This window comes from Nesterenkonia halobia (assembly GCF_039536005.1).
Lineage (GTDB): Bacteria > Actinomycetota > Actinomycetes > Actinomycetales > Micrococcaceae > Nesterenkonia > Nesterenkonia halobia.
This window is the reverse complement of sequence record NZ_BAAAYG010000005.1, coordinates 253,045-263,935: the sequence shown is the minus strand read 5'-3', so window position 1 is coordinate 263,935 and position 10,891 is coordinate 253,045. Positions and strand designations below refer to the sequence as shown.

Annotated in this window: 8 protein-coding genes and 1 pseudogene; 3 read left to right on the top strand and 6 right to left on the bottom strand. The window is 70.7% G+C overall.

The window, feature by feature from the left end:
- Nucleotides 1-57: 57 nt before the first annotated feature.
- Nucleotides 58-1,494, bottom strand: coding sequence for a recombinase family protein (locus ABD652_RS07785; RefSeq protein WP_005464717.1), 1,437 nt, complete (start codon nt 1,492-1,494; stop codon nt 58-60).
- Between the two features lie 35 nt (nt 1,495-1,529).
- On the opposite strand from ABD652_RS07785, the pseudogene ABD652_RS07780 reads away from it, so the two are divergent.
- Nucleotides 1,530-2,312 (top strand): annotated as a pseudogene (locus ABD652_RS07780) (LLM class flavin-dependent oxidoreductase); the annotation flags it as partial.
- 120 nt (nt 2,313-2,432) lie between these two features.
- Here the strand turns inward: ABD652_RS07780 and ABD652_RS07775 are convergent.
- From ABD652_RS07775 to ABD652_RS07765, 3 genes are all read right to left on the bottom strand, one after another.
- Nucleotides 2,433-3,014, bottom strand: a complete 582-nt coding sequence (locus ABD652_RS07775) for a hypothetical protein (protein ID WP_344719938.1) — start codon at nt 3,012-3,014, stop codon at nt 2,433-2,435.
- A 159-nt stretch (nt 3,015-3,173) separates the two neighbouring features.
- Entirely contained in the window at nt 3,174-4,481 is a 1,308-nt protein-coding gene (locus ABD652_RS07770; protein WP_344719936.1) for an ABC transporter permease, read from the bottom strand.
- Nucleotides 4,478-5,578: an ABC transporter ATP-binding protein gene (locus ABD652_RS07765; RefSeq protein ID WP_344719934.1), complete on the bottom strand. Its 1,101-nt coding sequence runs from the start codon at nt 5,576-5,578 to the stop codon at nt 4,478-4,480. The genes ABD652_RS07770 and ABD652_RS07765 overlap by 4 nt, the downstream gene beginning before the upstream one ends.
- A 257-nt stretch (nt 5,579-5,835) precedes the next feature.
- Between ABD652_RS07765 and ABD652_RS07760 the strand changes: the two genes are divergently transcribed.
- Nucleotides 5,836-6,879: an ABC transporter ATP-binding protein gene (locus tag ABD652_RS07760; RefSeq protein ID WP_344719932.1), complete on the top strand. Its 1,044-nt coding sequence runs from the start codon at nt 5,836-5,838 to the stop codon at nt 6,877-6,879.
- Nucleotides 6,872-8,665 carry an ABC transporter permease gene (locus ABD652_RS07755; protein ID WP_344719930.1) on the top strand — a complete coding sequence of 598 codons (1,794 nt, stop codon included), beginning with the start codon at nt 6,872-6,874 and terminating at the stop codon, nt 8,663-8,665. The genes ABD652_RS07760 and ABD652_RS07755 overlap by 8 nt, the downstream gene beginning before the upstream one ends.
- Before the next feature lie 146 nt (nt 8,666-8,811).
- On the opposite strand, the gene ABD652_RS07750 is transcribed toward ABD652_RS07755, so the two are convergent.
- Nucleotides 8,812-9,756: a hypothetical protein gene (locus ABD652_RS07750; protein WP_344719928.1), complete on the bottom strand. Its 945-nt coding sequence runs from the start codon at nt 9,754-9,756 to the stop codon at nt 8,812-8,814.
- A 236-nt stretch (nt 9,757-9,992) separates the two neighbouring features.
- The gene (locus tag ABD652_RS07745; protein WP_344720457.1) at nt 9,993-10,880 is read right to left on the bottom strand and encodes a bifunctional methylenetetrahydrofolate dehydrogenase/methenyltetrahydrofolate cyclohydrolase; all 888 of its coding nucleotides are present in this window, start codon (nt 10,878-10,880) and stop codon (nt 9,993-9,995) included.
- Between the last annotated feature and the right edge of the window lie 11 nt (nt 10,881-10,891).

Below are 10,891 nucleotides of genomic sequence, written 5' to 3'. Positions count from 1 at the left end.
CTGCAACGATTCTCCCATGACTCGACTCACCATTGCAATGACGAGTCGAATCATGAGTCAATCGCGACGCGGCTCGATCCGGATGAGGTCGGGATCGAACCGCACGTGACCGGGCCGGATCGGCGCGACGGTCACCGTCACCAGCTCGTCCACGAGCATCCGGCGACGGTCCACATCCAGCGCCTTCCACTTCGACTCGACCATCTCCCGGCGCTCCACGGTTCCGACCAGCTCGTCCACGTCCGCGAGCAGCTTCACCGCCGCCGACACCGAGCGGTCGAGCAGCTCCGCGTCGATCTCGTCGATGCGGGCCTTCACGTCATTGATCGCCGCCGTGATCTCAAGGACCGGCTGATGGATGTCGCGCAGCAGCGGGCTCAGTTCCTTCACGCGCTCGACCAGCGCGTTCCGCTCGGTCAGCAGCTCCTCGCGGTCCGGCCTACCGTCCTCCTGCGGCATCACCAGGTCGTGCACGTCCACCGAGGACAGGCGGGTGAGCACCGCCTCGGTGACCATCGCATCGACGGGCTCGCGCTGGCGCGTGAGGTGGAAGTGCTCTCCACAGCGATACGTCGGCTGCTTGCGGCTGTTCGTCCCCGAGACAAGCGTCGCCCCGCACTTTCCGCACAGGCCGATCCCGGAGAGTAGGTACTTCGGCTGGTTCCCCTGCCTCGCCGACCTCCGCACGTTGTCCTCCAGCTTCGCAACCGCGGCCCGCCACGTCTGCTCGCTCACAATTGGCGGGAACACCTCGCCCTGCACGGGGTACAGCTCGCCCGACGCGTAGTGCTTGATGTAGCCAGCGTAGAGCGGGTTCGCCAGCAGGTACCTCACGGCATCGACTGAGAACTCCGACCCGCGCGCGGTGAGGTGACCGGCGCTGTTCAGGTCCTCGCGGATGCGTCGGATCGACAGCGACGGCTCGCCGAGGAACGCGTCGAAGGCTCGCCGCACGGCCTCGGCCTCCTCGGGGATCAACTCGCCATCGCGCGTCCAGCCGAACGCCTTCCAGGCCGACGTGGGGATGCCTTCTGTACGTCGGCGCTCGTTCGATCTGATCTGGCGCTCTGCCTTGCGCCGGGCTTCGAACCGGGCGAGGGCGGCGAGCATCGTCGCCCGGAACTCGCCGTCCGCCGTCGAGAGGTCGATCTCGCCGTCCACGGTGACGACGCGCAGACCGAGGTCGATCAGTGTGTTGAGATCCTTGGTGCTGCGCAGGAGGCGGTCCATGTCCACGGCGACGACCATCGAGAACCGGCCTGCTCGGGCGTCGTCCAGCATCTCTGCCCACCGGGTGCCAGCGCGGCGCTTCTTCGTCGCCGACACCGCGTTGTCCTCGTAGACCTCGACCACGTTCCAGTCCTTGGCCTCGGCCAGCGCCTTGATCTTCCTCAGCTGGGTATCGACCGTCCAGCGGTCGCCCTTGCGGTCCATGGAGGCGCGGACGTAGGCCGCCACCTCGTTCGTCTTCCTCAGCGCTACCAGTTCGACCATGCAACCAAGCTTACGTGGACCAGTGTTGCAACCCCGACATGCGCTACGAGAACCCCGCCTACTTCGCCGAGGACGCCGGCGCGGCGGACCTGATCAGTGACGGGCGGCTGCAGCTGGGCCTCTCCCGCGGGGCGCCGGAACAGGTGGTCGACGGGTGGCGGCACTTCGGCTTCCGCCCGGCCGAGGGCGAGTCCGACGCCGACATGGCTCGCCGGCACACGATGGAGACGCTGCGACTGCTGGAGGGCACAGGCTTCGCCGAGCCGAATCCGCGGCCGATGTTCCCCAACCCTCCTGGACTCCTGCGCGTGGAGCCGCACTCCCCCGGACTGCGCGAGCGCATCTGGTGGGGCGCCGGCTCCGACGCCACAGCCCGCTGGGCCGCCGCTCGGGGGATGAACCTGATGAGCTCGACGCTGAAGGACGACGAGACCGGCCAGCCCTTCCACGTCCAGCAGGCCGCCCAGATCCGCGGCTTCCGCGAGGAATGGGCCGCCCATGACCATGCCTCCGCCCCGCGGGTGTCGGTCTCACGGTCGATCATCGCGCTGACCGACCGGCGCGACCGGGCCTACTTCCTGGGACAGCGGGACGCTCAGGATCAGGTGGGGATGCTCGACGAGACCACCCGGGCGATCTTCGGCCGGTCCTACATCGGCGAGCCCGACCAGCTCATCGAGGAGCTCGCCCGCGACGAGGCGATCGCCGAAGCCGACACGCTGCTGATCACCGTGCCGAACCAGCTCGGCGTCGACTACAACGCTCATCTGCTGGAGTCGATCATCACCCACGTCGCCCCGGGGCTCGGCTGGCGCTGAGCTCGGCCCGACGACGCCTCGCCCCGGAACGACGACGGCCCGCCCACCAGTGCGGTGGACGGGCCGTCGTCATTCCAGGGGCGTCGGGCGGACACCGCACCTCGGCAGACCGCTCTCGGATCAGCCCTGCACGTTCTGCGTCAGGTACGCCTTGACCTGCCCGTTGAACGCGGTGACCAGCCAGAAGATGGCGACCACGGCCCCGACGAGCAGCAGCAGCGACGAGATCATCGTGGCCGTCGAGCCGGCGCCGAGGCCGCCGACACCGTTGATCAGCGAGAAGAGCGCACCGATGATCGCGAAGATGATGCCCACGATGCGTGCCCAGTTCTTACGCTTGACGAGACCGAAGTAGACGATCACATAGACGACGATCCCGACCACCAGGGAACCGATGGCGAAGGCGAGTCCGCCGGCGATCCCCATGTCGATCATGCTCTGGAGCTCTTCCTCGGAGAGCCCCGAGGTCGCCCCCTGGGCCTCCAGCTGCTCGGCGACCTGGTCCCGCATCGATCCGCTCATCGCCGGGATGAGCCCGATGATGCCCTGGACCACGAAGATCGCCAGGCTGAGCAGCGTCAGCTGCTTGAGCCGGCTGAACTTCCTCGGCTCGGCCATCGGTCCGCCGACGGCGGACGGGTCGTAGGGGTCGGTGCCGAATCGCGGGCCCTGCTGCGGCTCGCCCTCAGGTGGCTGTGTCATGTTTCCTCCTCCAGATTGTACTGTCTCGAATCTACCGTCCGACCCGAACTGATCACCAGATTCGATGTCGGCGCGTCCGGCGGGATGGAGACCCGCGCGGCACGCCGAGGCACGACGACGCCCGGACCGCCTCGGCCCGGGCGTCGTCGCGCAGCGCGCTCACTCGTAGCGCAGCGCGTCGATCGGGTTCTTCTGCGCCGCCCGCGCCGCCGGCAGCGTGCCGGCGAGGAAGGCGATGACCAGGATCAGCGCGATGATGGCGATCAGCGCGCCCGGGGCCAGGGCGAAGAGCGTCAGTCCGGCGACGTTGCTCAACGGGCCGCTGACCAGCGCGGCGTTCGCCGCCAGCCCGACCCCCGCGCCGAGGCCGACGCCGATCACCGAGCCCATCACCCCGATCATCACCGCCTCCATGGAGAACAGGCCGAAGACTCGTCCGCGGCTCATCCCGAGCGCCTTCATCAGGCCGATCTCGCGGGTGCGCTCCTGCACCGACATCAGCAGCGTGTTGACGATGCCGAAGCTGGCCGCCAGCAGCGCGATGAGCGCGAAGCCGCTGAGCACCCAGGTGACGGTGTTGATGATCCCGCGGACCACGCCGAGCATGTCGTCCAGAGTCATCCCCATCAGTCCTTCGTCGGCGAGCTCGGACTTCAGCTCGTCCTCCTGGGCGGCGAGGTCCTCGACCTGGATCACCGCCTGGGCGTAGCTCTCCTCCTGCTCGACCTGGGCCCCGGAGCTCTGCAGCTCGTGGAGTTCCTCGTGCAGCGCCTGCGAGGGCATCGGCGAGCTGCCGATGCCGGCGAGGTCCTCCTCGGAGACGCCGACGACGGTGGCCTCCACGGTCTGGACCTCCTGGGCCATGTCGCGCACGCCGACGTCGACGGTCTCGCCGATCGCCGCCTGCGGGTCGGCCTCCTCGGCGTCCTCGGCACCCTCGTCGAAGGCGGTCAGCCAGGACCGCGGCACGGTGATCTCGTCGGCCTCCGGGTCCGGGGTCTCGCCGGCGGCGAGCTCCATGGCCGGGGCGTCGGCCGGCACGCCGAGTCCGTCCAGCGCGTACTGGGTGCCGTCGGAGATCTCGAGGTACTCCGGAGAGACGAAGACGATCGGGTCGACGGCGGTGACGCCGTCGAGCTCGGAGATGGACTCGATGTCCTCCTCGCTGAGCATGGACTGCCCGTAGCTGCCGGAGGGCCCGCCGGCCTCGCCGGCGTCGTACTCCTGGGGTCCGGCCTGGCCCCCGCCCATCGCCTGCTGGTCGGCGCCGGGCATCACGTACATCTCGTCGGTCTCGCCGAAGCCGGCGACCATGTCGTCGACGTAGCGGTTGATGCCGGCGCCGATGCCGGAGGTCAGGGTCAGCGTGAAGGCACCGATGACGATGGCGATCACCGTCAGGAAGGTGCGCATCTTGGACCGCATGGTGTTGGACAGTGCGGTCCCGGCGACGTCGACGGCCCTCATGCCGTTCCCTCCTCGTCTGCGTCGCGGCCGCGGCGTCGGGTCTGCGACGCCTCGTCGGCCGGCTGGTCATCGTCGGCCCCGGCGGTCGCCGCGGCGTCCAGGGCCTCGGAGCCCTCCGGGTCCTCGGACTCCTCGGGGTCCCCAGAGACTTCGACGGCGGCCCCTTCGGTGCGAGCCCGGCCGCGCACGCGGTCGCGGAAGGTGTCCCGCGCACGGTCCCGGGCCCGCGAGGCCCGACGGCGGCCGCGGCGCAGCGGCGAGCCGTCCTCGTCGTGCTCCTCCTCCGTCGCCTCGTCGGCGGCCCCGGCGTCCTGCCCGGTCGCGGCGCGGCTCGGCCCGCGCGGCTCGTCGGGGTCGACGCCGAGCTGGTCCGGGTCGAAGGTGGTGTCGATGTGCCGGTCGGCGAGCACGCCGTGCTCCTCGGCGACGATCTCGCCGTCCTGCATCTTCAGCCGCCGCTCGCAGCGAGCGGCCAGATCCTCGTCATGGGTGACCACGACCAGGGTGATGCCGTGGTCGCGGTGGAGGTTGAACAGGATGTCCTCGACGACCTCGCTGGTGGCCGAGTCGAGGTTGCCGGTGGGCTCGTCGGCGAAGATCACCGACGGGCGGTTCACCAGGGCGCGGGCGATGCAGACGCGCTGCTTCTGGCCGCCGGAGAGGTCCTTGGCCTTGTTCTTGGCCTTCTCGGCGATCTCCAGCTGCTCGAGCACCTCCATGCCCCGCCGGTGGCGGTCCCCGCGCGACATCCCGGTGATCTTCAGCGGCAGGGTGACATTCTCCAGCACCGTCTGGTTGGCGTTGAGGAAGAACTGCTGGAAGACGAAGCCGAAGGAGGCGTTGCGCAGCTGCGAGACGCGCCGCGGCTTCAGCTCCGAGACCGACTCGCCTCCGAGCGCGACGACGCCGGACGTCGGACGGTCGAGCAGGGCGAGCAGGTGCATGAGGGTCGACTTGCCCGAGCCTGACTTCCCGACCACGGCGACGGACTCGCCGTCGTGGATCTCGAAAGTCAGGCCCTTCAGGGCGTCGAAGCGTGCCGCTCCGCGCCCGTAGACCTTCACCAGGTTCTCCGTCTCGAGAACTGGAACGGACATGGTGGGGCGTCCTTTCGTGAACGTGCCGAGAGCTCCGCGAGCGCGGAGCACGATCCATCCCTCATCCTGCCGGATGAGGCGCTCCGATCCATCGCCCCTGAGGATGATCTCTCCCTCACGCCTCTCCCCGGCCCGAGCCCGGGGCGCCGGCACCGGGGCGGCGACGCCCGGCGACGGCCGCGAACAGGCGGCTCGCCGCCCGGAATCCTGTGGCATGACCCTGGCCACGCCGCCGTCGCCGCCGTAGACTGCCGGGCATGCCCCGTCCTCTCCGCACCTCCGGTGCGTCCGCAGCCGGCCCGCAGTCCGCGGCCGCCCCCGCCGGGCCCGCGGACGGATCAGCTGCCGCCGAGGACGCGGCGATCGTCGCGACGGCGCTGACCAAGCAGTACGGGACCTTCACCGCCGTCGACGGGATCGACTTCCGCGTCGCCCGCGGCGAGTCCTTCGGGCTGCTGGGCCCGAACGGCGCCGGCAAGTCGACGGCGATGCGGATGATCGCCGCCGTCGCCGCCCGCACCTCCGGCACGATGCGGGTCGCCGGCCTGGACCCCGAGCGGCAGGGTCCGGCGGTGCGCGCCCGACTCGGCGTGATCCCGCAGCAGGACAACCTGGACGAGGAGCTCAGCGTCCGGGAGAACATCATCATGTACGGCCGCTACTTCGGCCTGCCCCGGCGCTGGCTGCGCGCCAAGACCGCCGAGCTGCTCGAGTTCGCCCAGCTCACCGCCAAGGCCGGATCCCGGGTGGAGGATCTCTCCGGCGGGATGAAGCGCCGGCTGACCATCGCCCGCGCCCTGGTCAACGATCCGGAGATCCTGCTGCTCGACGAGCCGACCACCGGCCTCGACCCGCAGGCCCGGCACATCCTGTGGGACCGTCTCTTCCGGTTGAAGGAGCGGGGCACCACGCTGGTGCTGACCACTCATCACATGGACGAGGCCGAACAGCTCTGCGACCGGCTCATCGTCGTCGACCAGGGCCGCATCATGGCCGAGGGCGGCCCGTCCGAGCTCATCCGCGCCCACTCCACCCGCGAGGTGCTGGAGCTGCGCTTCGGGATGGACCGCAACGCCGAGCTCGCCGAGCAGCTGGACACGCTGCTCGCCCCGCGCGCCGAGCCGCTGGGCTACAGCCACGTCGAGATCCTCCCCGACCGGCTGCTGGTCTACGCCGACGCCGCCGAGTCCGCGCTGGAGGCCGTCCACACCGCCGGACTGCGCCCGATGACCTCGCTGGTGCGCCGCTCCTCGCTCGAGGACGTCTTCCTGCGGCTGACCGGCAGGAGTCTCGTTGAGTGACGCCGGTCCCGAGGGCGCCCCGGCCGCCGGCGTCGCCGCGCCCTACTCTCCGACCGCCGACAAGGACCGGCTGACCCGCCGCACCCGCCGGCTCGGCGCGCTGCACCAGGCCGAGCGGACGCTGCGCAGCATGCGCGCCTACGCCGGAGTCATCGTCACCAGCTCCGTCGCCGAGCCGCTGATGTACATCCTGGCCATGGGCCTGGGACTGGGCCTGCTCGTCGGCGACGCCCCCGCGGTCGCGGAGCTCGGCGCGGAGTCGTACCTGATGTACATCGGCCCCGGCGTGCTCGCCGCGACAGTGGCGATGACCGCCGGCATCGAGTTCGCCTTCCCGGTGCTGGAGGGCTTCACCTGGCGCCGGCTCTACTACGGAGCTCAGGCCACGCCGCTGACGCCGGCGCAGATCGCGTCCGGCCACATCCTCGCGGTCTGCGTGCGCTTCCTCTTCCATTCCGCGGTCTTCACCGGCGTGCTGGTGCTCGTCGGCGCGACGTCGTCGCCGCTGGTCTGGCTGCAGATCCTCACCGCGACGCTGGGCGGCCTGGCGCTGGGCGTGCCGATCATGGCCTACATCTCCACGCTGCGCGAGGAGAAGGGTCACGGCGCGCTGATCCAGCGCTTCGTGATCATGCCGCTGTTCCTCTTCTCCGGGACCTTCTACCCGCTGGAGAACCTGCCGGGCCCGCTGCAGGCGATCGGCTGGATCTCGCCGATCTGGCACGCCAACGAGCTCGGCCGGGTGCTCAGCTTCGACCAGCCGACCTCGCCGGCGATGATCGCCGCGCATCTCGGCTACCTCGTGATGGTCACGCTGCTGGCCTGGTGGACGACGGTGCACGTCTTCACCCGTCGACTCGGTCTCGCCGAGTGGCGAGGCCGCACCCCCGGCGCCCGGGCCGACGCCCGCCGCGAGGCCCGGGTGGCCGAGCTGCGCGACGACGACGGGCCCGCGGGGCCGGCGCCGGTCGCCCAGTTCCGCACCGGGGCGGGCGCCGGCTGGTACTCGGGCAACATCCGGGCGGTCTTCGCCCGCGGGCTCTCGGCGATCCGGAACAACCGCGGCGTGCTGTTCGTCTCCGGCTTCCTCGAGCCGATCCTCTTCCTGGCCTCCTTCGGACTGGGCATCAGCCCGATGATCTCGGGCATCCAGGCCGAGCAGGCCGGCGTCGGGCAGGACGGCACGATCAGCTATGCGACGTTCATCGCTCCGGCGCTGCTGGCCGTCTCGGCGATGAACGGGGCGATCTTCGACTCCACCTGGAACGTGTTCTTCAAGCTGAAGATCACCAAGCTCTTCCGCACGATGATGGCCACCTCGCTCGGACCGGTCGACGTCGCGCTCGGCGAGATCGGTCTGGCGCTCTTCCGCGGGGCGATCTACTCGGTCGGGTTCCTGGCGGTGCTCGTCGGCGCCGGGCTGGTCGACGGCGTCTCGGCAGCGCTGATGTGGGTCACCGCGCTGTTCATCGCGCTGGGCTTCGCCGCGGTCGGCATGGCGGTGACCTCGTTCTTCACCCGGTTCCAGCAGATGGACTGGATGATGATGGTGCTGATGCCGATGTTCCTCTTCTCCGCCACCCTCTTCCCCATCGACGTCTATCCCGCCGGCGTGCAGGCGCTGGTGCAGGCGATGCCGCTCTGGCACGGCGTCGAGCTGATGCGCGACATCGCCTTCCGCACCGGCGATGCGATGACTCTGGTGCACATCGGGTACTACGTGGTGATGGTCGTCGTCGGGCTGAGCGTGGCGACGTGGCGGATGCGCCGGCTCTTCCTGCGGTGAGCGGCGAGGGGTCCGGGGAGCCTCTCCGCCCGGGGCGGCCCTCTCCGGTGCATCGAGTGGCGGCTCCCAGCATGATCCTCCCTGCGACACGCCGTGTTGCGAGGTCAGATGCCGCTGGGAGTCGCCAGTCGATGACGGTGAGCGGTTCAGCGCCCGGTCCACCCGCGGGAGAGCAGCGCCTGGACGATCTTGCGGATCGCCGGCCGCCAGTCGTCGACGCTGTGCTCCTTGGTGATGCGAACCTCCAGCCAGCCCAGCGCCGCGGCGATATCGGCCCGCCGGACGTCGCGGAGCACCTGGTCGGACCTCGAGTGGACCGCGGTCCCTTCGTACTGGACGGCGACGCGGAAGGCGTCGAAGGCCAGGTCCGGCTGGAACGTCCACCCCGGCTCGTCGCCGATCCGCGGATTGACCCGAGGATCCGGGAGCCCCGCCCGATGCACGGCGTAGCGCAGCGCCGTCTCCCGCGGCGAGTCCACCCCGACCCGGGCCAGCTCAGCCACCCGGCGGATCTGCCGGATGCCGCGGGATCCCCGGCGCCGGGCCACGGCCTCATGCAGCTCCTCGGGACCGGCGAGTGCCTCGCCGACCTCGCCGAACTCCCGTCGCGGCGGCCGCAGGATCTGATCGGCCAGCACCAGGGCGCCCAGCGGCGGCAGCGTCTGCGCCATATCCACCCAGGTCCGCGCCGGACTCGTGCAGCGGATCCCCGCACGCTCGACGATCTGGTCCTCGGGGACGTCCGACCGGTGCGGGACGACCTCGGGACGCTGGACGCGGAAGCCGGCCGTCGGCGTCGTCAGGTGGACCGGGAGTCTGAGCTCGTGCTCGGGGAGCCCGAGCAGCGCGGCCGCCGTCCCGTGGCTGGCCGCGCACCGCTCGTCGGTGAGGACCTCGAGCAGAGCCGCGGCCCTGTCGACGTCGCCGGCGGCGTAGATGCCGCGGCCGAGGGGCGTGAGCGTACCGTACCCGACAGCATGCCGGATCTCCCCGGCGTCCAGGGCGGCGTCGTGCAGGTCTCGGACGGTGTGTCCGCCGGGCGGCACAGTGGACGGCAGTCGGCGGCGTCGGTCATCCAGCGGGAACTCCATGGCCCCAGCAGACCCGATGATCCGTCCTGTGCGAGGGCGACGAGCAGGCCCTGGGGACGGCACGGCGCGTCGTCGCGCGGATCCCCCGGGATGTGCAGGAGCTGAACGGGCACCCCTCGCCCCTCCCCGCACATATCGAGTGGCGGCTCCCAGCGGCAACCTCCCTCCGACACGCCGTGTCGCGAGGTCAGATGCCGCTGGGAGCCGCCACTCGATGACGGAGGGCGCTCAGCGCGTCAGCCGGCCTGCCGTTCGGCGGACTCGACCACGTTGGCCAGCAGCTCCGCGCGGGTCATCGGACCCACGCCCCCGGGGTTCGGCGAGTACCAGGAGGCCACATCCTCGATGCCGGGGGCGACGTCGCCGAAGATCGTCGCCTTGCCGGTCTCGGGATCCTCCTCGCGGGTCACGCCGACGTCGAGGACGATCACGCCGGGCTTGAGCACCTGCGGGTCGACCATGTGCTTCACCCCGGCCGCGGCGACGACGACGTCGGCCTGGGCCAGGTGCGTCTCGACGTCGCGGGTGCCGGTGTGGCACAGCGTCACAGTCGCGTTCACCTCACGGCGGGTGAGCAGCAGCCCGATCGGCCGACCGATGGTCACCCCGCGGCCGACGACGACCACGTGCTTGCCGTCGAGGTCGAGGCCGTGGCGCTCGAGCAGGTCCAGGCAGCCCTGCGGAGTGCACGGCGGCGGGGACTGCAGCTCGCCGCGCACCGAGGCCACCAGGCGCCCGAGGTTCGTCGGATGCAGGCCGTCGGCGTCCTTGTCCGGGTCCATGGCCTCCAGCACGCGCTGGGTGTCGATGTGACCCGGCAGCGGCAGCTGGACGATGTAGCCGGTGCAGGCGTCGTCGGCGTTGAGCGCGGCGATCTCGGCGAGCAGCTCCTCCTCGGAGATGTCGCCGTCGAGCTCGCGCTGGATCGAGTGGATGCCCACTTCGGCGCAGTCACGGTGCTTGCCGGCCACATAGGTCTGCGAGGCCGGGTCGGCCCCGACCAGCACCGTGCCGAGTCCGGGGACGACGCCGCGCTCCTTCAGCGCCGCGACCCGCTCGGTGAGCTCCTCCTTGAGCGCCTTCGCCGTGGCGCGGCCGTCCAGCACCTGCGCCGTCTGTGTGATCTGCTCGGCCA

Coding starts and splice junctions, on each gene's coding strand:
- ABD652_RS07785 (WP_005464717.1), bottom strand. CDS start 1,494: ATGGTCGAACTGGTAGCGCTGAGGAAGACGAACGAGGTGGCGGCCTAC.
- ABD652_RS07775 (WP_344719938.1), bottom strand. CDS start 3,014: ATGACACAGCCACCTGAGGGCGAGCCGCAGCAGGGCCCGCGATTCGGC.
- ABD652_RS07770 (WP_344719936.1), bottom strand. CDS start 4,481: ATGAGGGCCGTCGACGTCGCCGGGACCGCACTGTCCAACACCATGCGG.
- ABD652_RS07765 (WP_344719934.1), bottom strand. CDS start 5,578: ATGTCCGTTCCAGTTCTCGAGACGGAGAACCTGGTGAAGGTCTACGGG.
- ABD652_RS07760 (WP_344719932.1), top strand. CDS start 5,836: ATGCCCCGTCCTCTCCGCACCTCCGGTGCGTCCGCAGCCGGCCCGCAG.
- ABD652_RS07750 (WP_344719928.1), bottom strand. CDS start 9,756: ATGGAGTTCCCGCTGGATGACCGACGCCGCCGACTGCCGTCCACTGTG.